We start from the raw sequence: 21385 nt of genomic DNA on the forward strand, positions 1-21385 counted from the left end.
GCCTTCTGGCACTTCGCCCGCCGCAAGGCAATTGCTATCAGGACACACTAGGCGAAATTGACGTGTCGAAAGCTGCCCGCTACAGCTGTTCTATCGGTCGATGCTGCTGGGAGCGAATATGACGATCTATGCCGATTCCACCCGCCGCTATCTTCTGGGTCTTGGGTGCGAGCGCGGCACGGACTGGAATGAAGTGCGGATGCTTGCGGAAAGAGCATTCCAGGAGGTCGGGATCGGGAGTGATCAGGTTCTAGCTGTTGTATCGATCGACACGCGCATGGATGAACCGGCCATCCTTGGGACCGCCTCGCATTTTCACCTCCCGGCACGCTTCTTCAAGGCGGCTGCACTGGAGCGGGAGACACCCAGACTGAAGAACCCGTCCGAGATTGTTTTCGCCCACGTCGGTTGTCACGGCGTTGCAGAGGCTGCAGCGCTGGCGGCCGCAGGCCCTGATTCCGAGCTCGTGCTTCCCAAGATCAAGTCCGGCTTTGCTACGGCGGCGATCGCCAGGATTGCCTGAGCAGCGAATTCGCAACGCAAGTCTCGGAAATGATCTGAAGAGATCTCGACGGCATTTCACCGCCGCCTGTTCTCGTGTATGCCGGTAGGTCAAGCGCTTGGTCCCAAGCGAAGTAAATTTCCGGAAGATCAAGCTTATTCAATATGTTGGTAAGGAAAAATCATGCATAAGGTCATTTATGATACCGATCCTGGCGTCGATGACGCCATGGCGCTTCTCTTTCTGCATCGTCACCCGGGTATCGACCTTCTCGGCGTGACGACGGTTTTCGGCAATGCCTCCGTAGACACGACGACGCGTAACGCGCTGTTCCTGAAGCGCGAGTGGAATATTCCGTGTCCGGTCGCGCGAGGCGCCAGCGTTACCTTCGATTCTTCGCGGCACGAGCGCCCCTGGCCGACGATGGTTCACGGCCATAACGGTCTCGGCGATATCGACGTGCCTGAAACGATCGACCTGCCGACCGATCCGCGCCCCGCCTATCAATTCATCATCGACACGGTTCGCGCCCATCCGGGTGAGGTGACCCTAGTCGCCGTCGGCCGCATGACCAATCTCGCTTTGGCGCTGAAGCATGATCCCGAGATTGCCAAGCTCGTGAAGGGCGTGGTCATCATGGGGGGCAATTTCTATGTGCCGGGCAATGTTTCTCCCGTCGCTGAAGCCAATATTCACGGTGATCCGGAAGCTGCCGATTTCATCATGACGGCGGCCTGGAAAGTCGTCGTGGTCGGTCTCGATGTGACGTCGGTGACGACCATGAGCCGCGGCTATCTCGCTGATATGGCAAAAGCGGGCGGACCTTCGGTGCAGCTCCTGGCCGACCTGTCGCAGTCCTACATCGATTTCTACAAGCATGCGGTCGAAGACGGCATGATGGTCCACGACAGCTGCGCCTGCGTCTATATCGTGGCGCCCGAGCTGTTCGACACGATCGAGGGATCGATCCGCGTCGTCTGCGGCGGGATCGCCGATGGTCAGACTATTATCAAGCAGGACGGCCGCCGCTTTCCGCCGGGCGATTGGGATAATCTGCCCAGCCAGATCGCCTGCACCGGTATTCGCTCGCAGCAGGTTCTCGACCTGATCCGCGACGTGATTCTGGGCAAGGTACAGCATTAAACCCTGTGAAGGGGCGGCAACGCCCCTTCACAATTCGCTGAAGACCATTTTCCAGCTCTATCAAGAGCCTATTTGAGTGTCCGGAAATATCGAGTGCGGAGCGTCATGCGATTGGCAAACCCGATTTTCGTTTCCTGTCGTGGTTGGAAAAGTCCATAGCGTGCTGTCGCTCATGTCGAGGAGTTGCGTGACATAATGTCCGCAATGGGAGCGATGTCGAACCGAGATCGCCTTATCCCGTTCTCAACATTGCAATTTCGCCCATCCGGGCATAGGACACATGGGATGAACGATATCGCTTTTTCCACTCTGCCGGCCCTGGAGCCGGGGTCGGTCTGGCTCGTTGGCGCCGGGCCGGGCGATCCGGGGCTTTTGACCCTGCTGGCCGCCAAGGGGTTGGCCGAGGCAGATGTCATCGTGCACGACGCGCTTGTCAATGAAGATTGCCTAAAGCTCGCCCCTTCGGGCGCGGTGCTGGAATATGCCGGCAAGCGCGGCGGCAAGCCGTCGGCCAAGCAGCGGGACATTTCCCTGCGGCTAGTGGAACTGGCGCGGGCCGGCAAGCGCGTTCTGCGCCTCAAAGGCGGCGATCCCTTCGTTTTCGGACGCGGCGGCGAGGAGGCGCTGATGCTCGTTCAGCACGGCATTCCCTTCCGCATCGTGCCCGGCATTACCGCCGGGATCGGCGGTTTGGCTTATGCCGGCATTCCAGTTACCCATCGCGACGTCAACCACGCCGTCACCTTCCTGACCGGCCATGATTCGTCCGGCGTGGTGCCTGACGCCATCGATTGGGAGGCTATCGGCAAAGGATCGCCTGTCATCGTCATGTATATGGCGATGAAGCATATCGCGCAGATCAGCACGAATCTCATTGTCGCCGGCCGTTCGGCGGACGAACCTGTGGCCTTCGTCTGCAATGCGGCGACGCCCTCCCAGCAAGTTCTGGAGACGACGCTTGGGCGTGCGCCTGCCGATATCGAAACGTCCGGTCTCGAGCCGCCGGCCATCGTCGTCGTCGGCGAAGTGGTGAAACTGCGGCCGTCGCTCGACTGGCTGGGCGCTCTTTCCGGTCGCGCGCTGGTATCGCCGAGCGAAAGGCAGAGCGAGAGCGGACGCAAGGTGCCGGCATGAGCGGACTTCTGATCGCGGCACCCTCATCAGGCTCCGGCAAGACCACCTTCACGCTTGGTTTGCTGCGGGCATTGCGAAACAGGGGTGTTGCGATCGCACCTGGCAAGACTGGACCCGATTATATCGATCCCGCATTTCACGCCGCGGCGGTTGGATCGCCCTGCCTCAATTTCGATCCCTGGGCGATGCGCGCCGAACTGATTTCAGCGAATGCCGCGCTTCATCGCGCCGGAGGGCGCATGCTTGTCATCGAGGGGATGATGGGGCTCTTCGATGGTGCTGCCGATGGTACGGGCACGCCCGCCGATCTTGCCGCTTTGCTCGGTCTTTCCGTCCTGCTCGTCGTCGACTGCTCGCGTATGTCGCAGTCTGTTGCGGCCATCGTCAGTGGCTTTGCCAATTTTCGTGCCGATATCCGCGTTGCCGGCGTCGTCCTTAATCGTGTCGCTAGCGACAGGCATGAGAGAATGCTGCGTCAGGCGCTGAATGCGGCGCGTATGCCAGTCGTTGCCGTTATCCGCAGTGATGCAAGCCTGGCATTGCCAGAGCGGCATCTCGGTCTTGTGCAGGCGGGAGAGCATGGGGCACTGGAGCAGTTTATCGAGGCGGCTGCCGGGATGGTATCGAAAGCCTGCGATTTCGAGCTGCTCTTGCGAGCGGCGCAGCAGCATCTCGTTCGCACCTCCGCGGCCAATATTGCGCGGCTTATGCCCTTCGGCCAGCGCATTGCCGTGGCGCGGGATATCGCATTCGCCTTTTGCTACGAGCATATGCTGCTCGGCTGGAAGCGGCGTGGCGCGGAAATATCCTTCTTTTCTCCGCTCGCGGATGAAGTTCCCTCGGCTGATGCCGATGCCATCTATCTCCCGGGCGGCTATCCGGAATTGCACGCCGATAAGCTTGCCGCCGCGTCGCAATTCCAGGATGGCGTGAAGGCGGCCGCGGCGCGCGGCGTGCGCATCTATGGCGAGTGTGGTGGCTATATGGTGCTCGGCGAGGGGCTTGTGGATGCGGCAGGTACCCGCCATCAAATGCTCGGTCTTCTGCCCGTCGTTACCAGCTATGAGAAACGACAGCGCCATCTTGGCTATCGGCGCGTAATGCCGCTTGCCCATTCCTTCTTCGACAAGCCAATGACGGCGCATGAGTTTCATTATTCGACCATCGTATCGGAAGGCGAGGCGGACCGCCTGTTTGCAGTCACGGATGCACTTAATGTCGATCTCGGTGCCGCCGGTCTGCAACGCGGCAATGTCGCCGGCTCCTACATGCATTTGATCGATCTAGCCGGTGAAGCCGCATGACCAACAGGATCGTCCACGGAGGCGGCATCACGGCTGCCGCACGCCAATATGGCGGGCGTCCGGAGGAATGGCTGGATCTATCGACCGGTATCAATCCCAATCCGGTGACATTACCGAAAATCCCCGTGGCGGCATGGCACAGGTTGCCTGACCAGCATTTGCAGGAGCGGGCGCGAGAAGCGGCGAGGAGCTATTACCGCAGCGGCGATATTCTGCCGCTGCCGGTTCCAGGCACGCAGTCGGTTATTCAGCTGCTCCCGAGGCTAGTGCCCGGTGGCAGTGTTGCGATCCTCTCGCCGACCTATGGCGAATATGCGCGCGCTTTTACGCTAGCCGGCCTGCAGGTTCGCCAAATATCGACGATTGGCGAACTCACCGGCGGTGACAGGCTGATCATTGCCGTCAATCCCAATAATCCTGATGGGCGGGTGCTGCCCATTGAGCAACTGCAGGAGCTGCATGACAGGCAGCGCGAGCAGGGCGGCCTTCTTCTGGTGGACGAGGCCTTCGGCGATATGGAGCCGGCGGCGAGCGTGGCGCCTCTTGCCGCATCGATGCCGAATCTGATCATCTTCCGTTCGTTCGGAAAGTTTTTTGGCCTGGCCGGACTTCGGCTCGGGTTCGTGATTGCCGAGGCCGCGATCCTGACCCGTTTTGAGGATTGGCTCGGCCCTTGGGCGGTTTCCGGGCCGGCTCTTTCGATTGCTGCCTCCCTGATGGAAAGCGATACAAGCGCCATCCGAAACCGCATTCTTCAAAGGCATTCGGCGCTGCAGACGATTCTTCGCCGCGGAAAGCTGCAGGTTGCGGGAGGTACGGCGCTGTTTGCTCTTGTTGCAGACGACCGGGCCGAGGGCATATACACGCATCTCTGCCGGCATCATATTCTCGTCCGCAAGTTCGATTACGCCGGCAATTGGCTGCGCTTCGGACTCGCTCCGGATGAGGCGGCAGACGAAAGACTCGCCGGGGTATTAGAGGATTATTCGACATGACCGCCGACGAACATTTGCTCATTCTGGTCCTTGCCTTACTGCTTGACCGCTTCGTCGGTGATCCCGACTGGCTTTGGCAGCGCTTTCCGCATCCGGTCGTACTGTTCGGCAAGGCGATTTCATCCTTTGATCGCCGTTTCAACGCAAAACACTTGCCGGGTGTCCTTCGCCGCCGCAACGGTGTCATGTCGATCGTTGCGCTGCTCATGGGAGCCGTGATCGCCGGCTGGGCCATTCACGGATTTCTCGCCTTCTTCGGCTGGCTCGGCATATTGGTAGAGGCAGGATTGGTGGCGGTTTTCATGGCGCAGAAGAGCCTTGGCGATCACGTGGGGGAGGTATCGCGAGCGTTGCGCTCCGATGGTCTGGACGGCGGCCGTCTTGCCGTATCGCGCATCGTCGGCCGCGATCCCGAGACGCTGGATGAGCCGGGTATCTGCCGCGCGGCCATCGAAAGTCTTGCCGAGAATTTTTCAGACGGCGTCGTCGCGCCCGCCTTATGGTACGGGTTCTTCGGGCTTCCGGGCCTGTTTTTCTACAAGATGCTGAACACTGCCGATTCGATGATCGGGCACAAATCCGAGACCTATGTCGATTTCGGCCGCGCTGCCGCGCGTCTCGACGATATCGCCAACTGGCCGGCCGCGCGCCTGTCCATCCTGTTGATTGCTGCCGGCGCTCTGATCAAGCGAGGAATCTCCGCGCTTGGAAATGCGATCCGCATCGCCGTCCGCGATGGCGGGCTGCATCGCTCGCCCAATTCCGGCCGGCCCGAAGCGGCTATGGCCGGCGCGCTCGATATCCAGCTTGCAGGTCCGCGAATCTATGGCGGTGAGCTCGTGCGCGAGCCGATGATCAACGGCTCCGGTCGCGATATTGCTACGGTCAACGATATCGAAGCTGGTATTTCCATATTCTATTCCGCCTGCACGATGCTGACGCTTCTCGCCTTCCTCGGCTTCCTGCTGCTCTTGTGAGGTCCCTAAATTAAGCAATCGCTCACTATATGTATTAATTTGGTATAATTGGCATAGCGATAGACTCTCCCATCGTCTGAATTGCTTCGAGAGGAAGCAAACAGTCGGAGGGGCAAGATGAGGCGTATCGCGTTCGCAGTAACGGCATGCCTGTGCATGCAATTCCACACCGTTTCGGCTCACGCCGGAACTGTTCTTGCAGTGGTCGATCTTCGATCGCAAACAATGACCGTTTCCGAGGATGGAGCTCTGAAGTATCGCTGGCGAGTGTCGACGGCGCGCAGAGGTTATGTGACGCCGACCGGCTCCTATACGGCCAAATGGCTGTCGAGGGATCATCGCTCGAAGAAATATGACGATGCGCCGATGCCTTACGCGGTGTTCTTCAATGGCGGCTATGCCATTCACGGCACCTATGAGGTGCGGCGGCTCGGCCGTCCGGCATCGCATGGCTGCGTTCGGCTCGATACCCGCAATGCCGCTACCTTCTTTGCGATGGCGGCTGACGCCGGGCTTCACAATACGCGCATCGTGATTAGCGAATAGACTTGCTTCGTCGTTGCGGTTCGGCCGCAATGCTGCCATATCCCGCGTCCACGTCGAGCGCGATTTCACGGGTATGACGCGACCATCATTTTGCTGTTTGCGCAACAGTGGCTTGCCAAATTGCCGGGGTTTCTGGTGGAAACCATTGGCTTTTGGAATGGATTTCCCTATGAGGGGGATGAATTATTATTTCAAGAGGTATGGGCAGTGACTGCTACATTTGACAAAGTTGCCGACATCATCGCTGAAACCAGCGAAATCGACCGTGACACGATCACCCCGGATAGCCACACGATCGACGACCTCGGCATCGACAGTCTGGACTTCCTGGATATCGTTTTCGCGATCGACAAGGAATTCGGCATCAAGATCCCGCTCGAGCAGTGGACGCAGGAAGTCAACGAAGGCAAGGTCTCGACCGAAGAATACTTCGTGCTGAAGAATCTCTGTGCCAAGATCGATGAGTTGCGCGCCGCCAAGGGCTGAGCGACATCCTTGCATTTTTTTGACGCCCAGCCGCCTTTGATATGGCGGCCGGGCGGTTTCATTCTTAAATAGCGTATCCCGCCCGCAGCATCCTGCCCTGCCGGGTTGGATCGGAGGCGTTGATGCTGCTGGAATATTTCCAGATGATCGACAGGATCGAGTCCGTCGATCTGTCCAAGGGCCAGTTGAAGGCTCGTTCCGTCGTTCCGGCGAAAAGCCCTGTTTTCGAAGGCCATTTCCCGGGCATGCCGCTGGTTCCCGGCGTTCTCCTTATCGAAACGATGGCGCAGGCTTCGGGGATGCTCGTGCTTGCGGCGACGAAATTTGCCTATATGCCGTTTCTGATGTCGGTCGATGGCGCGAAGATGCGGACCTTCGTGGAGCCGGAAGCCGAACTCGATATCGAAGCGGATTTGGAACACGAGGGTTCGGGCTTCGCCGTCACCAAGGCGCGTATTACCATTGCCGGAAAGAAGGTTTGCGATGCGCAGTTGAAGCTGCGCACCATGCCGTTTAATGAGGTGCCGCTCGGCGATATCGTGCGCAAGCGGGCAGGCGAGGTCGGACTTCTCGACGCCATCGCCGCCAACGGTTGATGCTGCCGGCTTGTTCGGCGCCGCATTCGAAGAGGATTGATGAATGAGCAAGGCTCAGAATGATGTGGTCATCACGGGTATCGGCATCGTTACCTGCCAAGGTGTTGGCAAGGACGCGCATGTCGCCCTGCTGAAGGCGGACAAGGCGCCGCCGACCATCGTCGAAACCGAGAAGTTCAAGCCCTATCCAGTGCATCCGCTGCCCGAAATCGACTGGTCGCAGCAGATCCCGAAGCGCGGCGATCAGCGGCAAATGGAAAACTGGCAGCGTATCGGCGTCTTTACGGCTGGATTGGCGCTCGACGATGCCGGCTTCAAGGATGATCTGGAAGCCTGCGGCACGATGGACATGATCGTTGCGGCCGGCGGTGGAGAGCGCGACACCAATGTCGATACGCTGATCGTCAACGAAGGCTTGAAGCGCAATGACCGCGAACTGCTGCTGAACGAGAAGCTGACGACCGAATTGCGGCCGACGCTGTTCCTTGCGCAGCTTTCGAACCTGCTTGCCGGCAATATCTCGATCGTGCACAAGGTGACGGGTTCGTCGCGCACCTTCATGGGCGAGGAAGCCTCCGGCATTTCCGCCGTCGAGACGGCGTTCCATCGTATCAAGTCCGGCGAATCGAGCCATGCTCTCGTGGGCGGTGCATTTTCCGCCGAGCGTCTGGACATGATCCTGTTAATCGAATCGATCAACGCGCATGCCATCGGTGACTGGCATCCTGTCTGGTCGCGCAAGCCGGAAGATGGCGGCGGCATGATCATGGGTTCGCTGAGTGCCTTCCTCGTTTTTGAATCGCGTGCGCATGCCGAGGGTCGCGGCGCCCATATCTATGCGACCATCGATGCCGTCGAGGGTGATCGCGGCCGGCGCGACGAGGGCAAATTCGAGGGGCGGCTGGAGCGCATGCTCGCGCCAGCTAAACAGACGTCCGGCGATGCGACCGTCGTCTTTTCGGGCACGACGGCGATCCCCGATCTTGCCCAGCGCGAAAAAGCGGTGATCGAGGCGCAGCTTCCAGGCTCGGCCATCCGCGCCTATTCCGGTGTTTCCGGCCACGGGCTGGAAAGCCAGTTCCCACTCGGGCTGGCCTTTGCGGCATTGGCCGTCGCCAACCAGGCCAAGGTGCCGCCTTTCGATGCTGCGCATGAAAAGCCAATGACGGCGGGTGCCCGCAAGGCCGTGGTCACGACCGTTGGGCATATGCGCGGCGAAGGCATTGCCGTATTGTCAGCTGAAGCGTGAGGAACAGGATATGACCGCTTACAAGGATCATCTCGGACGCCCGATCGTCGCCGTTACCGGCATGGGGATCATCACGTCGCTGGGGCAGGGCCTGCAGGACAATTGGAACGCATTGTCGTCTGGCACTTCCGGCATTCATGGCATCACCCGCTTTCCGACGGACGGGCTTTCGACGCGCATCGCCGGCACCGTGGATTTCATCGATATCCCCGTTCCGAACGCCGTCGAGCGCTCCTACGCGTTCGCCCGCGAAACGACCATCGAGGCCCTGGCCCAAGCCGGCATTTCCGGTGATTTCGATGCCCCACTCTTTCTGGCCGCACCGCCGATCGAACCAGAATGGAGTGCCCGCTTTGAGCTGGCCGACCGTTCTCCTCCGGCAGATCATGAAGGGGACGCGTATGAACGCTTCCTTGCCGCCATGCGTCAGCGTCCCGATCCTGCCTTCCATGAAGCGGCTCTTTTCGGCGCCATTTCCGAGCGGCTTGCCGACCGTTTCGGCACGCGCGGCCTGCCGGTGACACTGTCGACAGCCTGTGCATCGGGCGTGACCGCCATCCAGCTCGGTATCGAGGCGATCCGCCAGGGGCGCACGACGCGGGCACTGACCGTCGCGACCGATGGTTCGCTCAGCGCCGAGGCGCTGATCCGCTTCTCGCTGCTGTCGGCGTTGTCGACGCAGAACGATCCGCCGACCAAGGCCTCCAAGCCCTTCAGCAAGGACCGCGACGGCTTCGTCATCGCCGAAGGGGCGGCGACGCTGGTGCTGGAATCGTTGGAGGCGGCAGTTGCGCGTGGTGCGAAGATCCTAGGGATCATGAAGGGCGCCGGCGATAAGGCTGATTCCTTCCACCGCACGCGGTCTTCGCCAGACGGCGGTCCGGCGATCGCTACGATCCGCGCAGCACTTGCCGATGCCGGTATGGCCGAGACCGATATCGGCTACATCAACGCTCACGGCACTTCGACGCCGGAAAATGACAAGATGGAATATGGCGCGATGTCCGCCGTGTTCGGCGAACGGCTTCCGAGCATTCCGGTTTCCTCGAACAAGTCAATGATCGGCCATACGCTGACGGCGGCGGGTGCAGTCGAGGCGGTGTTCTCGCTGCAGACGATGCTGACCGGCACGTTGCCGCCGACCATCAACTACAACAATCCGGACCCGTCGATCATTCTCGACGTGGTACCGAACAAGAAGCGTGAAAAGCAGGTGAATGCCGTTCTTTCGAACTCTTTCGGGTTCGGTGGTCAGAATGCCAGCCTTGTCATGGCGCTTGAACCGGCTTAATCGGACTTCTGAAAAACAGAATACAACTGCGCCCGAGAGGCGAGGGACTTTGCCATGCGTGCTTTGCAACTGATCGACGACCGCAAACTTGAGATCACCGATCTGCCAGAGCCGGAGGCGCCTGGTGCGGGTGAGGTGACCTTGCGCGTCAAGGCTGTCGCTCTCAATCACATCGACGTCTGGGGCTGGCGCGGCATGGCATTTGCCAAGCGCAAGATGCCGCTGGTCATCGGCGCGGAGGCTGCCGGCGTGGTCGAAGCGATCGGGCCGGGCGTTGCCAATGTCCTGCCGGGTCAGCTGGTGTCGATCTACGGCGCACGCACCTGCGGCCTCTGCCGCCATTGCCGCGAGGGGCGCGACAACCTCTGCGAACATGTCGGCGGCGTGCATGGTTTCCATCTCGATGGCTTCGCGCAGGAGAAGGTCAATCTGCCGGCTCGCCTGCTTGTTCCGGCGCCTCCCGGCGTCGATGCGGTGGGTGCAGCGCTTGCCCCGGTGACTTTCGGTACCGTCGAGCACATGCTGTTCGACAACGCCAAGCTGGAGCCCGGCGAAACCATCCTCGTTCATGCCGGCGGTTCGGGCATCGGCACGGCCGCCATCCAGCTTGCCAAGAAGATCGGCTGCACGGTCATCACCACGGTCGGCTCCGATGACAAGATCGAGAAGGCCAAGGCGCTTGGCGCCGATCACGTCATCAATTATCGCACAGACCGCTTCGAAGGCGTCGTGCGCAAGCTGACGAAGAAGAAGGGTGTCGACGTGGTCTTCGAGCATGTCGGTAAGGATACCTGGGCCGGCTCCATGCTTTGCATGAAGCGCGGCGGACGTCTCGTCACCTGCGGTTCGACATCGGGCGTTTCGACCGAAATGAACCTGATGATGCTGTTCCAGCAGCAGCTGAAGCTCCTCGGCTCCTTCGGCTGCCGCATGGAGAACATGGCCAATGCCATGCAAAAGATGGCGCGCGGCCTCGTTCATCCCGTAATCGATACCGAAGTCGGCTTCAATGACATCGATCGGGCGCTGGAGCGGATGGAATCGCGCCAGATCTTCGGCAAGATCATCCTGAAGATGGACTGAACCGCGTGAAGCTTTTCATCACCCGGATTGTCCTTGCGCTCAGAAATTTCCGGCAGTGGCTGGTGGCGCAGATCATTTTCGGATTCCTCAATTTCCTGAAACTGTTTCCGGCGGATGCAGGCATCAACTTTGCCGACTGGCTGACCCGCAAGATCGGTCCGCGCATGCGCCGGCATCAATTGATGCTGACCAACCTGTGCAATGCCTTTCCGGAAAAGAGCGAGGCGGAGATCGATGAGATCGCGCGCGCAAGTTGGGGCAATATGGGCCGGCTGGCGGCTGAATACGTCTTTCTCGACCGGCTTTTCGACTTCGATCCCTTTAGCGACAAGCCAGGTCGCATCGAAGTTTCCGGTATTCCGATCTTTCTCGATCTCAGGGACAATCCGCGCCCGTTCATCGTCTTTACCGGCCATACCGGCAATTTCGAACTACTGCCCGTCGCGGGCGCTGCCTTCGGACTGACCGTGACCGTGCTATTCCGGCCGCCGAACAATCCTTATGTCGCTCAGAAGGTCTTCGACTTTCGCGCCAAGCGCATGGGCAATCTCGTACCCTCGCACGCCGGGTCATCTTTCGCGCTTGCCAGAGAGCTTGAGGCCGGTCGCGGTGTCGGGGTGCTGGTCGACCAGAAATTCCGTAAAGGTTTGAAAACGTTGTTCTTCGGCCGGGACGTGAAGACGAATCCGCTGCTGCCGAAGCTTGTGCGCCAGTTCAATTGCGAGGTCTATCCGGCCCGCTGCATCCGCTTGCCCGGCAATCGATACCGGCTGGAGATCGAGCCGAAGCTTGAAATGCCGCGCAACGAAGCCGGCGGTCTCGATCTGACCGCAACGGCGCAGATGCTGAACGACAAGGTCGAGAGCTGGGTGCGGGAAAACCCCGAGCAATGGCTCTGGTATCATGACCGCTGGAATATCAAGAAGAGCGTTTTCTAGGCATCCATTCCGGTGCGTTGCGGATAGTTCTGCATGTATAGTTGCATCCGGTCTTCGTGCAGTCATTACGCCCAGTAAGCCTTGCATTTCAGAAAGTTCTCCTTTCCCGAGAACTTCCGCTCATCTGGATTGAAAGTGGGGGTAAGTCATGTTAATTCACAGTACAGAAAGTTTGGTGAGATTGCGGACACCAAGCTGAATATCCTTGAGCATGGCAACGCCGGGAATCGAGGCCCCTGCGTCCTGTTATGTTCTGGGACAGGAGGGCAATTTTGCTGGCACTCTTTCATGCCTTCTCCACGAAATGTAACCAGATTCAGCGTGCGATAAAACTTGGCGATGATGAGCTTGTAGCGTCACTTGATCGCGAATTGGAGCCACTTATCGCGGCTATCCTGGCCTATAAGGCCACGAGTCTGCTTGAAATTTACATGCAGCTCCAGTTCATGAACAATCTAATCCGGGAAGAATCGGACGATCGCTCGCGCGTCATGCGCAACTCCGCATCGCTGTCGGTGCTGATCGATCGCTATTTCGGCGGTGCAAATGAAGCAGCGGGCGAAGTTCTTAGGGCGTTTTCAAGCGAGAAAATCGATCGGGACGATGCGTTCGGCCTCGAAGAAAGCAGCGTTCTGAACGATGTCATTCTGGACAGCCTGCCGGATCGCGTTGCCGTCGTAACGCGGGACTATCGTTACCTCTACAGCAACGCCGCCAATTCGGAGTTTCTGAAGTCGAAGCCGATGGAACTCGTAGGACGCCACATCTCGGAATTCGTCGGTGCGGAAGATTTCGAAAACAGCCTCAAGGCGAAGCTTGATGCCTGCTTTACCGGAGAGAAGGCGGAGTGCCTTTATCCCTCCTATCGTCAGATCGAACCTGGCAAGGTATTTCACTGCACCATGACGCCGTTGCGCGCAAAGGCGGACGTGATCGGCGCACTGCTCGTCATGCACGAGATCATCGCCGTTCCTGCAGGCATGCTGGTGGCCTGAACTCGCGTTCAGGCCCCAAACAACAGTTTTCCAATCATGTCGGGCATTGGGCGAAGGTGAGCTTCGCTTGATTTCACGCTGTCTCGGTCCGTTTTGATCGTATCGGACCGCGATTTATCGTTCGCCTGTTCGTTATCGCTGCTGCATTCGAAGCAGTGGCAGCGGAACCGGACCCCTTTCGGCTGTTTCATGCCCGCAGCCTGTTCCAGCTTGCAAAAGGATCGGGCAGATCTCGCCAGCGCTCAGGCGTGAAGCGGTCCGCCTTGACGAGGCAGGCATCCAGTTCGGCGGTAATCTGTTTTTCGCTCATCGGATCGGCGCCGATGAACACCAGCTCTTGGCGGCGGTCCCCCCAGATGGGATCGAGATAGGGTGCCAGCGCCCGCTGAAAGCCAGGATCGCGCGGCCATTGATCCTGCGGCACAGCGGCCCACCAGAGGCCCATCTTGCTCGTGCGGACGAGCGCACCCGCCTGGCTCATTTCGCCGACAAAGTATGGGCGGGTCGCAAGCCAGAAGAAGCCCTTGGCCCTGACTACGCCCGGCCACGAACGATTGAGAAAGGCTTGGAATTTAAGAGGATCGAATGGTTTCCTCGCGCGATAGACGAAGGAGCGGATGCCATATTCCTCCGTTTCCGGAACGTGATCCTTGAAGCCGTGCAATTCCTTGTACCAGAGCGGATGGGTTTCGGCTCTATCAATGTCGAAGCGTCCCGTGCCGAGAACCTCCACCGGTTCGACCGCACCGAAATCCGCCTCGATGAGACGCGCATCGGGATTGAGGCCGACGATGATCTTGCGCGCGGCATCGCGTTGTTCGGCCGTTGCCGAACCGACCTTGTTGAGAATGACGACATCGGCAAATTCGATCTGCTCGACCAGCAGGTCGACGATGGTCCGGTTGTCGCCGTCGCCGGCGGTTTCGCCTCGGTCGGCAAGGAAATCCGTCGATCCATAGTCGGCGAGAAGATTGGCGGCATCGACGACGGTCACCATCGTATCGAGCCGGGCAACGTCGGAAAGACTGCTGCCATCCTCGTCGCGGAACTCAAAGGTGGTGGCGACGGGCAGGGGCTCGGCGATGCCTGTGGATTCGATCAGCAGATAATCGAAGCGGTCTTGCTTTGCGAGTTGGCGGACTTCCTTCAGCAGGTCGTCGCGCAGCGTGCAACAGATGCAGCCATTGGTCATCTCGACGAGCTGTTCCTCCGTGCGGGAGAGATTGGCGCCGCCATCGCGCACCAGCGCCGCATCAATGTTGACCTCGCTCATGTCGTTGACGATGACGGCAACGCGCAAGCCCTCGCGGTTGTTGAGGATATGGTTGAGCAGCGTCGTCTTGCCGGCGCCGAGAAAACCGGAGAGAACGGTAACCGGGAGCTTCTTGTTCATGACAGCTTCCTTTGTAATGTAATATCATTACATATGTTGCGATGAAAAAAGCGAGCAGTATGCCCGCTTTCTTCGGTGATGTTCAGCCTTGCGCTGAAAGGCAGGTTTTCAGGGAGCTCGCAATGCCGCGCATTAGATCGAAATAGAGATCTGGCCCCTGCGGCAGCGTTGCAGCTTCCGGATCCAGGACACCAGATTTTGCCGCCGTGCCTTCCAGCACCACATTGACCAGTTTCGGTTCGAATTGCGGCTCGGCAAAGACGCAGGTTGCGCCGAGATCGGCGACCTTGCCGTGGATTTCGGCGACGCGCTGCGCGCCCGGGATGGTTTCCGGGCTGACCGTGATCGAGCCTGAGACGCGTACGCCATAACGGTGCTCGAAATACTGGTAGGCATCGTGAAAGACGATGAAGGGCTTGTCCTTAACTGGAGCGAGCGTCGAGGCGATTTCCGTATCGAGCGCATCAAGCTTGTCGTTCAGAGCTTTCTGGTTCGCTTGATAGGTCAGGGCGTTGACGGGGTCCGCCGCGACGAGGGAAGTGGTGATCTCGGAAACCATCGCCTTGGCGTTTTGCGGATCGAGCCAAAGGTGAGTGTCGAACTCGCCGTGGTCATGATCGTGCCCATGGGCGTGAGCGTCGCTGGCCTCATGTTCGTCGCCATCGTCATGCGGTTCGAAGGCGCCGCCTTCGCGGAACTTGAGTTTGGTGATGCCGGGAGCATCGTCGAGCTCGACGACGGTTGCGTTGGTACCGAGTGCGGCAATCGGCTTCTGCAGAAAGGCTTCCATGCCCGGCCCAACCCAGAAGACCAATTTAGCCTCCTGAAGGCTGCGCGCATTCGAAGGCTTGAACGCGTAGGTATGCGGCGAAGCAGCACCATCGACGATCAGATCCGGCGTGCCGACGCCTTGCATGACGGCGGCGACTAACGAGTGGATCGGCTTGATGGAAACGACGACTTTGGGCGCATCGGCTGCAGTTGCGGTCGTGCTGACGAGCAGGCCGGAAAGGAGAAGGGAGGCCGCGACGGGAAGAAGAGTTTTTGCTGCGTTCATGCCAGAAATGCCCTTGAATGGGTCTGTTATGTTATTACATCAATTGCGTAATGCTATAACGTGTGCGATAGCATGGCGCAATAGTGCAATTGGAAATTTCATGCTTTCTTCCATCGACAGCAAGAGCCGGCCGCTGGTGTCGCTCCATGATGTCGGCGTCCGCCGCGCCGGCCGCTGGCTGGTGCGCGGCGTCGATTTTTCCGTGAGCCGGGGCGAGATCGTCACACTGATCGGCCCGAACGGTTCCGGCAAATCCACGAGCGCCAAAACAGCGATCGGCGTGCTGAAGCCGGACGAAGGGCGCGTGGAGCGCATTGCCAATCTGAAGGTCGGCTATGTCCCGCAGAAGCTTGCCATCGATTGGACCCTGCCGCTCAGCGTGCAGCGATTGATGACTCTGACGGGACCTTTGGCGGAGCGCGAGCTGGTCGCGGCGCTGGAGGCAGTCGGCATAGGGCATCTCGCGAAAGCTGAGGTACAGCATCTTTCCGGCGGTGAATTCCAGCGAGCGCTTTTGGCGCGCGCCATCGCCCGCAAGCCCGATCTGCTTGTTCTCGACGAGCCCGTGCAGGGCGTGGATTTCAACGGTGAGATCGCGCTTTACGATCTCATCAAGTCCATCCGCAATTCGCAGGGCTGCGGTATCCTGCTGATTTCACATGATCTGCATGTCGTCATGGCGGCGACGGATACGGTGGTTTGCCTGAACGGCCATGTCTGCTGCCGCGGCACGCCGCAGACCGTCAGCCAGAGCCCGGAATATGTGAAGCTGTTCGGTACGCGGGCGGCACAATCCCTGGCGATCTACAGCCACCATCACGACCATACGCATCTGCCTGATGGTCGTGTGCAGCATGCGGACGGTTCGATTACGGACCATTGCCATGCCGATGATGGCCATCACCATCATGAGCATAGCGATCATCATCACGATCACGATGATCATCATCATGACCATGCCGAGGGAGAGCGCCATGTTTGACGATTTCTTCCTGCGCGCCGTCGTGGCCGGCGTGGGGCTGGCGCTGACGACCGGGCCGCTCGGCTGCTTCATCATCTGGCGGCGCATGGCCTATTTCGGCGACACGATCTCGCATTCGGCGCTGCTCGGCGTGGCGCTGTCGCTGCTTTTTCAGCTCAATCTGACACTCTCCGTCTTCGCTGTTGCCGCGCTTGTGTCAATCCTGCTCCTGTTCCTGCAGCGGCGGCAAGCGCTCTCGGCTGACGCGCTGCTCGGCATTCTCTCTCATGCGACGCTGGCGATCGGCCTAGTCATTGTCGCCTTCATGAGTTGGGTGCGGATCGATCTCATCGCCTTCCTTTTCGGCGACATTCTGGCCGTCAGCCAGTCCGATATCGCGGTGATCTGGGGCGGCGGCATTCTCGTGCTGGCGGCGATTGCGTGGCTCTGGCGGCCGTTGCTGGCTTCGACCGTCAATCCCGAACTCGCCGAGGCTGAAGGTCTGCGGCCGGAGCGTGCAAGGCTGTTCTTCATGCTGCTGATGGCCGTGGTGATCGCGATCGCCATGAAGATCGTCGGCATTTTGCTTATCACCGCGCTGCTGATCATTCCCGCGGCCACGGCGCGCCGCTATGCCGCCACTCCGGAAACGATGGCGGTTTTCGCCTCATTGCTCGGCGCCATCGCCGTTGTCGGCGGGCTTTTCGGGTCGCTGCGCTATGACACGCCGTCCGGCCCGTCGATCGTGGTTGCGGCGCTCGTTCTATTTATCTTCAGTCTGCTGCCCCTCGTTCGCAGGAGCGGCACGCCAGCGGCGCAACAGAGAGGACAGTCGTCATGACCACTCCGATGCTCACCAAGAACCAGTCCCTCGTTTTCGATATTCTGACCAAGGCGGAAGCGCCGCTTAGCGCCTATACCATTCTCGACAAGCTGCGCGATCAGGGTTTCCGCGCGCCGCTGCAGGTTTACCGGGCGCTCGATAAGCTGTTGGAATATGGCGTCGTGCATCGGCTCGAGAGCATCAACTCCTTCGTCGCCTGCGCCCATCCGCATGAGGATTGCCATAGCCACGGCCTCGTCGCCTTCGCGATCTGCGAAAGCTGCGGCCAAGTGATTGAGTTCCACGACCACGAAGTGGATCATCGGCTGATGGACTGGCTGAAATCACAGAAGTTCAAGGCGGAAAAGTCGACCATCGAAATTCGCGGCCATTGTGCCAATTGCGCGGCTTGAGCCAGGGGCCGCACCGTATTCCGTGCTCCATCAATTATTTATGAGAAAATTCTAATCTAATATTTTAAGATCACGTGCGAAGCGCTGCCAGTTGGCGACGTAATGCTGGGCGGAACGGCGCAGGCCTTCGATTGCGGTTTCGTCCAGTGTGCGAATGGCTCTTGCCGGTGCGCCGACGATCAGGGAACCATCCGGAAATTCCTTGCCTTCGGTGACGAGCGCATTGGCGCCGACGAGGCAATTATTGCCGATCTTCGCGCCGTTCAGGATCGTTGCGCCCATGCCGATCAGCGAATTGTTGCCGATGGTGCAGCCGTGAATGATGGCATGATGGCCGATGGTGCAGCCTTCGCCGATCGAAACAGGAAAGGCAGGATCGGTGTGGATCATCGTGCCTTCCTGAATATTCGTCGCCTTGCCTATGGCGATCAGTTCATTGTCACCGCGCAGGACCGAGCCGAACCAGATGCCGACATCCTCGCCGATCTCGACCTTGCCGATGACGCTGGCATCGGGCGCGATCCAGTAGCGGCCCGGCTCGGGTGTTTTCGGCGTCGAGCCGGCAAGGGCGTAAAGCGGCATGGTCGATCCTCCTCGGTCAGACGACGTTCAGCACAAGATTGGCGACGCCATCGACGGCGCAGCTGATCCGGTCGCCCCGCACAACAGGGCCGACGCCGGCGGGCGTGCCGGTCATGATGATATCGCCCGGGGCCAGCGTGAACAGCTTGGAGAGTTCGGCGATGATCTCAGGCACCTTCCAGATCATCTGGGAGAGATCGCCTCTCTGGGCAGCCTCGCCATTGCGCATCAGCCAGATGCCGCCCTTGTCGGGATGGCCGACGCGGGTGGCCGGAGCCAATGCGGAAACCGGAGCCGAATGATCGAAGGCTTTGCCGATTTCCCAGGGGCGGCCGAGTTTCTTGGCCTCACCCTGCAGGTCGCGGCGGGTGAAATCGATGCCGACGCCATAGCCATAGACGCAATCCAGTGCCTGTTCGACCGGGATGTCCGCGCCACCGCCGCGCAGCGCCACGACAAGCTCCACTTCGTGATGCACGTCCGACGACAGGGCGGGATAGGGGAAATCGCTCGAGACAAGCAGATTGTCCGGGTTCTTTTGGAAGAAGAAAGGCGGTTCGCGGGTAGGGTCATGACCCATCTCGATGGCGTGGTCGGCATAGTTGCGGCCGACGCAATAGACACGGCGCACGGGGAAGAACTCGGTCTCACCCTCGATCGGCAGAAGGACAGGGGCAGGTGGCGGAATGACTGTCGTTAGTGGGGCGTTCATATGCGCTTTCGAAACTTTCATCTTTTTCAGAGGGCTGCTGCCGTCCGACTCCGTCAGGCAAGCTAGCATTATTGTTACAGCCGCGAAAACTGGCCTTTTTGAGGGATTTGGTGTAGAGCGCGGATCAGAAAGGTTTCCCATGTATAGCGACGCACTGAAAACTGGCCGCAAGATCTTTGCGGTAGCCCCTATGATCGACTGGACGGATCGCCATTGCAGATACTTGCATCGGCAGATCAGCCGGCATGCCTTGCTCTATACCGAGATGGTGGTGGCCGATGCGATCATTCACGGGCCGCGCGACCGGCTGCTGGGGCGTGATGTCAGCGAACATCCCGTTGCACTGCAGCTTGGCGGCTCCGACCCGGCCAAGCTTGCCGAGGCGCTGCGGATCGCCGAAGCCTATAACTATGACGAGATCAACCTGAATGTCGGCTGTCCTTCGGATCGGGTACAGTCAGGCACCTTCGGCGCTTGCCTGATGCTGACGCCGGAGACGGTCGCATCGTGCGTTGCCGCCATGAAGGCGGTTTCGAAGGCGCCTGTTACCGTGAAATGTCGGATCGGCGTCGATGAGCAGGAGCCGGAAGAGGCCTTGCCGGAGCTGATGACGCGCGTGCTCGATGCCGGCGCCGATGCGATCTGGATCCATGCCCGCAAGGCTTGGCTAAAGGGCCTGTCGCCCAAGGAAAACCGCGAGATCCCACCGCTGGACTATGATATCGTCTATCGCATGAAGAGCCGTTGGCCCGATGTGTTCATCGGCATCAATGGCGGCATTCAGACGTTGGATCAAGCCGAAGCGCATTTGGCCCATGTCGACGGCGTCATGCTCGGTCGCGCCGCCTATCAGAATGCCGCCATTCTCGCTGACGTCGACCATCGCTTCTTTGGCCAACCGGCTGCCGAGGCCGACTGGAACGGACTGCGCGACCGGATGATGGACTATGTGGAGCGCCACATCGCCAATGGCGGTCGTCTGCAGCATGTCGCACGCCATATGGTTGGCCTCTTCACCGGCCTGCCGGGCTCACGTCGCTATCGCCAGATCCTCTCCACCGATGCCAACAAGCCAGGCGCGGGGCCGGAGGTGATTGCGGCGGCCTTCGCCGCGGTGGATTTTGGCGCGGATTCGGAGCGGGTCAGCGCTTGATGGGGCTCCACGCGCCCTCGTGGTTCAAGGGCAGCTTTTGCTCCCACCCTGGGACAGAGCAATCGCATATGGACAGGTTAGCCCCTCATCCGTCCTCTCACAGTTTCGCTTCGCTTAACTGTTCGAGTCCACCTTCTCCCCGCATGCGGGGCGAAGGGGTTTGACGGGATCGCTCCCTCTCCCCGTCAAAACGGGGAGAGGGCTGGGGTGAGGGGCACTTTCTATTTTATATGCAATGGCCCTTGCCTCCGGGGGTAAGGAAGCAGTTTGATGTCAAAAGATCTCCTCACTCCCGTCATCCTCGGGCTCGACCCGAGGATCCACGCCCAAGCACGTGGGCGTATCTAAATCGACAGAAGTGCTGGTTTCGCTTTGGGAGCCTATCCCTTTTCGCCAGAGGATGACGGAATGTTAGGATGGTCCGGGGCAGGCAACGGACTTGCGGTAAGGGCCATAGCCTGCTTCAGGACGAGGGTACCATCCTCACATACGAAAAACGGCGCGGTTTTCACCGCGCCGCTCGAAACCTTATTCAGGCAGTCCCCGGGGCTTAGTTAGCCTGGATGTTGACAGCCTTCGGGCCCTTGCCCATGCGATCCGGCTCGGTGTCGAAGGTGACCTGCTGGCCTTCGCGCAGCGACTGGATGCCGGAAGCCTGAAGAGCGGAGATGTGGACGAAAACGTCCTTCGCGCCGCCGTCAGGAGTGATGAAACCAAAACCCTTGTCCTGGTTGAAGAATTTTACGGTGCCCTTGGTGGCCATGGGGGATAGTCCTTTACCCATCAGTCTTAGTTTATCCGGATGAACCCGGACGGCTTTGCTTCCGCAACATGCGAAAGCCAGTCGAGAAGTTCACGTACGGGGAAAGAACGTCTGCGCGGGTCAGAAGACCCAACCGCTGCCTGCCGCAAGCGGATCACCAAATCAGTCCAGTCACCGGCATGCAAATGCCCGAGCATGCATATGGGTGACAGGGTTTTCAGAAAAAGGCAAGGGGCAATATCGGGGCAGGGTGGGAAACGGGTAGGATAGGGTGGGGAATTTCAAGGGG

The 21385-nt window shown here is 59.6% G+C and carries 23 protein-coding genes; 18 read left to right on the forward strand and 5 right to left on the reverse strand.

Annotated elements, in window-relative coordinates:
- The first annotated feature begins 118 nt into the window (after window positions 1-118).
- The 14 genes from PH562_RS03825 (at window position 119) to PH562_RS03890 (ending at window position 13239) form a co-directional block, all read left to right on the forward strand.
- Window positions 119-523 (forward strand): cobalamin biosynthesis protein, encoded by a 405-nt coding sequence (locus PH562_RS03825; protein ID WP_113230697.1) that lies wholly within the window; start codon window positions 119-121, stop codon window positions 521-523.
- Window positions 524-685: 162 nt separating this feature from the next.
- Window positions 686-1645: a nucleoside hydrolase gene (locus PH562_RS03830; protein WP_285171508.1), complete on the forward strand. Its 960-nt coding sequence runs from the start codon at window positions 686-688 to the stop codon at window positions 1643-1645.
- A gap of 285 nt (window positions 1646-1930) precedes the next feature.
- Entirely contained in the window at window positions 1931-2779 is an 849-nt protein-coding gene (cobA, locus tag PH562_RS03835; RefSeq protein ID WP_285171509.1) for a uroporphyrinogen-III C-methyltransferase, read from the forward strand.
- Window positions 2776-4083 carry a cobyrinic acid a,c-diamide synthase CobB gene (locus PH562_RS03840; RefSeq protein ID WP_285171510.1) on the forward strand — a complete coding sequence of 436 codons (1308 nt, stop codon included), beginning with the start codon at window positions 2776-2778 and terminating at the stop codon, window positions 4081-4083. Before cobA ends, PH562_RS03840 begins: the two co-directional genes overlap by 4 nt.
- A complete protein-coding gene (gene cobD / locus PH562_RS03845; protein ID WP_285171511.1) occupies window positions 4080-5078 on the forward strand; it encodes a threonine-phosphate decarboxylase CobD in 999 nt (332 codons plus the stop codon). The genes PH562_RS03840 and cobD overlap by 4 nt, the downstream gene beginning before the upstream one ends.
- Window positions 5075-6055 (forward strand): adenosylcobinamide-phosphate synthase CbiB, encoded by a 981-nt coding sequence (gene cbiB / locus PH562_RS03850; protein ID WP_285171512.1) that lies wholly within the window; start codon window positions 5075-5077, stop codon window positions 6053-6055. Before cobD ends, cbiB begins: the two co-directional genes overlap by 4 nt.
- A gap of 117 nt (window positions 6056-6172) precedes the next feature.
- Window positions 6173-6601, forward strand: coding sequence for a L,D-transpeptidase (locus tag PH562_RS03855; protein WP_095435135.1), 429 nt, complete (start codon window positions 6173-6175; stop codon window positions 6599-6601).
- Window positions 6602-6808: 207 nt separating this feature from the next.
- Window positions 6809-7087 (forward strand): acyl carrier protein, encoded by a 279-nt coding sequence (locus PH562_RS03860; RefSeq protein WP_069613139.1) that lies wholly within the window; start codon window positions 6809-6811, stop codon window positions 7085-7087.
- A gap of 122 nt (window positions 7088-7209) precedes the next feature.
- Window positions 7210-7683 (forward strand): 3-hydroxyacyl-ACP dehydratase FabZ family protein, encoded by a 474-nt coding sequence (locus PH562_RS03865; RefSeq protein WP_075850774.1) that lies wholly within the window; start codon window positions 7210-7212, stop codon window positions 7681-7683.
- A 43-nt stretch (window positions 7684-7726) separates the two neighbouring features.
- Window positions 7727-8932, forward strand: a complete 1206-nt coding sequence (locus PH562_RS03870) for a beta-ketoacyl-ACP synthase (protein WP_285171521.1) — start codon at window positions 7727-7729, stop codon at window positions 8930-8932.
- A gap of 10 nt (window positions 8933-8942) precedes the next feature.
- On the forward strand, window positions 8943-10223 hold the full coding sequence (locus tag PH562_RS03875) for a beta-ketoacyl-ACP synthase (RefSeq protein ID WP_285171523.1): 1281 nt from the start codon (window positions 8943-8945) through the stop codon (window positions 10221-10223).
- Between the two features lie 54 nt (window positions 10224-10277).
- A complete protein-coding gene (locus PH562_RS03880; RefSeq protein ID WP_095435131.1) occupies window positions 10278-11306 on the forward strand; it encodes a zinc-binding dehydrogenase in 1029 nt (342 codons plus the stop codon).
- 5 nt (window positions 11307-11311) lie between these two features.
- Complete coding sequence (locus PH562_RS03885) at window positions 11312-12244, forward strand: lipid A biosynthesis lauroyl acyltransferase (RefSeq protein WP_285171525.1); 933 nt, start codon at window positions 11312-11314, stop codon at window positions 12242-12244.
- Between the two features lie 272 nt (window positions 12245-12516).
- Complete coding sequence (locus PH562_RS03890; protein ID WP_285171528.1) at window positions 12517-13239, forward strand: PAS domain-containing protein; 723 nt, start codon at window positions 12517-12519, stop codon at window positions 13237-13239.
- 187 nt (window positions 13240-13426) lie between these two features.
- On the opposite strand, the gene zigA is transcribed toward PH562_RS03890, so the two are convergent.
- Both zigA and znuA read right to left on the reverse strand, forming a co-directional pair.
- Window positions 13427-14632: a zinc metallochaperone GTPase ZigA gene (zigA, locus tag PH562_RS03895; protein WP_285171529.1), complete on the reverse strand. Its 1206-nt coding sequence runs from the start codon at window positions 14630-14632 to the stop codon at window positions 13427-13429.
- An 82-nt stretch (window positions 14633-14714) separates the two neighbouring features.
- Window positions 14715-15689: a zinc ABC transporter substrate-binding protein ZnuA gene (gene znuA, locus PH562_RS03900; protein WP_285171530.1), complete on the reverse strand. Its 975-nt coding sequence runs from the start codon at window positions 15687-15689 to the stop codon at window positions 14715-14717.
- A 100-nt stretch (window positions 15690-15789) separates the two neighbouring features.
- On the opposite strand from znuA, the gene PH562_RS03905 reads away from it, so the two are divergent.
- The 3 genes from PH562_RS03905 to PH562_RS03915 are packed head-to-tail and all read left to right on the forward strand — an operon-like array spanning window position 15790 to window position 17886.
- The gene (locus PH562_RS03905) at window positions 15790-16671 is read left to right on the forward strand and encodes an ATP-binding cassette domain-containing protein (protein WP_285171531.1); all 882 of its coding nucleotides are present in this window, start codon (window positions 15790-15792) and stop codon (window positions 16669-16671) included.
- Window positions 16664-17491, forward strand: a complete 828-nt coding sequence (gene znuB, locus PH562_RS03910; protein ID WP_285171557.1) for a zinc ABC transporter permease subunit ZnuB — start codon at window positions 16664-16666, stop codon at window positions 17489-17491. The genes PH562_RS03905 and znuB overlap by 8 nt, the downstream gene beginning before the upstream one ends.
- Window positions 17488-17886: a Fur family transcriptional regulator gene (locus PH562_RS03915; RefSeq protein ID WP_112334637.1), complete on the forward strand. Its 399-nt coding sequence runs from the start codon at window positions 17488-17490 to the stop codon at window positions 17884-17886. Before znuB ends, PH562_RS03915 begins: the two co-directional genes overlap by 4 nt.
- A gap of 51 nt (window positions 17887-17937) precedes the next feature.
- Here the strand turns inward: PH562_RS03915 and PH562_RS03920 are convergent, their stop codons facing one another.
- The gene (locus PH562_RS03920; protein ID WP_285171534.1) at window positions 17938-18468 is read right to left on the reverse strand and encodes a gamma carbonic anhydrase family protein; all 531 of its coding nucleotides are present in this window, start codon (window positions 18466-18468) and stop codon (window positions 17938-17940) included.
- Window positions 18469-18484: 16 nt separating this feature from the next.
- Window positions 18485-19180 carry a fumarylacetoacetate hydrolase family protein gene (locus PH562_RS03925; RefSeq protein ID WP_285171536.1) on the reverse strand — a complete coding sequence of 232 codons (696 nt, stop codon included), beginning with the start codon at window positions 19178-19180 and terminating at the stop codon, window positions 18485-18487.
- A 154-nt stretch (window positions 19181-19334) separates the two neighbouring features.
- Between PH562_RS03925 and dusA the strand changes: the two genes are divergently transcribed.
- The gene (gene dusA / locus PH562_RS03930) at window positions 19335-20333 is read left to right on the forward strand and encodes a tRNA dihydrouridine(20/20a) synthase DusA (RefSeq protein WP_483315314.1); all 999 of its coding nucleotides are present in this window, start codon (window positions 19335-19337) and stop codon (window positions 20331-20333) included.
- A gap of 550 nt (window positions 20334-20883) precedes the next feature.
- Here dusA and PH562_RS03935 read toward each other — a convergent pair.
- Window positions 20884-21096 carry a cold-shock protein gene (locus PH562_RS03935; RefSeq protein WP_004109325.1) on the reverse strand — a complete coding sequence of 71 codons (213 nt, stop codon included), beginning with the start codon at window positions 21094-21096 and terminating at the stop codon, window positions 20884-20886.
- Window positions 21097-21385 lie beyond the last annotated feature (289 nt).

This window comes from Rhizobium centroccidentale, assembly GCF_030182565.1.
Lineage (GTDB): Bacteria > Pseudomonadota > Alphaproteobacteria > Rhizobiales > Rhizobiaceae > Rhizobium.

What these genes read in the sequence shown, in the direction of transcription:
- PH562_RS03825 (WP_113230697.1), top strand. Translation starts at nt 119, where the DNA reads ATGACGATCTATGCCGATTCCACCCGCCGCTATCTTCTGGGTCTTGGG.
- PH562_RS03830 (WP_285171508.1), top strand. Translation starts at nt 686, where the DNA reads ATGCATAAGGTCATTTATGATACCGATCCTGGCGTCGATGACGCCATG.
- cobA (WP_285171509.1), top strand. Translation starts at nt 1,931, where the DNA reads ATGAACGATATCGCTTTTTCCACTCTGCCGGCCCTGGAGCCGGGGTCG.
- PH562_RS03840 (WP_285171510.1), top strand. Translation starts at nt 2,776, where the DNA reads ATGAGCGGACTTCTGATCGCGGCACCCTCATCAGGCTCCGGCAAGACC.
- cobD (WP_285171511.1), top strand. Translation starts at nt 4,080, where the DNA reads ATGACCAACAGGATCGTCCACGGAGGCGGCATCACGGCTGCCGCACGC.
- cbiB (WP_285171512.1), top strand. Translation starts at nt 5,075, where the DNA reads ATGACCGCCGACGAACATTTGCTCATTCTGGTCCTTGCCTTACTGCTT.
- PH562_RS03855 (WP_095435135.1), top strand. Translation starts at nt 6,173, where the DNA reads ATGAGGCGTATCGCGTTCGCAGTAACGGCATGCCTGTGCATGCAATTC.
- PH562_RS03865 (WP_075850774.1), top strand. Translation starts at nt 7,210, where the DNA reads ATGCTGCTGGAATATTTCCAGATGATCGACAGGATCGAGTCCGTCGAT.
- PH562_RS03870 (WP_285171521.1), top strand. Translation starts at nt 7,727, where the DNA reads ATGAGCAAGGCTCAGAATGATGTGGTCATCACGGGTATCGGCATCGTT.
- PH562_RS03875 (WP_285171523.1), top strand. Translation starts at nt 8,943, where the DNA reads ATGACCGCTTACAAGGATCATCTCGGACGCCCGATCGTCGCCGTTACC.
- PH562_RS03880 (WP_095435131.1), top strand. Translation starts at nt 10,278, where the DNA reads ATGCGTGCTTTGCAACTGATCGACGACCGCAAACTTGAGATCACCGAT.
- zigA (WP_285171529.1), bottom strand. Translation starts at nt 14,632, where the DNA reads ATGAACAAGAAGCTCCCGGTTACCGTTCTCTCCGGTTTTCTCGGCGCC.
- znuA (WP_285171530.1), bottom strand. Translation starts at nt 15,689, where the DNA reads ATGAACGCAGCAAAAACTCTTCTTCCCGTCGCGGCCTCCCTTCTCCTT.
- PH562_RS03905 (WP_285171531.1), top strand. Translation starts at nt 15,790, where the DNA reads ATGCTTTCTTCCATCGACAGCAAGAGCCGGCCGCTGGTGTCGCTCCAT.
- znuB (WP_285171557.1), top strand. Translation starts at nt 16,664, where the DNA reads ATGTTTGACGATTTCTTCCTGCGCGCCGTCGTGGCCGGCGTGGGGCTG.
- PH562_RS03915 (WP_112334637.1), top strand. Translation starts at nt 17,488, where the DNA reads ATGACCACTCCGATGCTCACCAAGAACCAGTCCCTCGTTTTCGATATT.
- PH562_RS03920 (WP_285171534.1), bottom strand. Translation starts at nt 18,468, where the DNA reads ATGCCGCTTTACGCCCTTGCCGGCTCGACGCCGAAAACACCCGAGCCG.
- PH562_RS03925 (WP_285171536.1), bottom strand. Translation starts at nt 19,180, where the DNA reads ATGAACGCCCCACTAACGACAGTCATTCCGCCACCTGCCCCTGTCCTT.
- PH562_RS03935 (WP_004109325.1), bottom strand. Translation starts at nt 21,096, where the DNA reads ATGGCCACCAAGGGCACCGTAAAATTCTTCAACCAGGACAAGGGTTTT.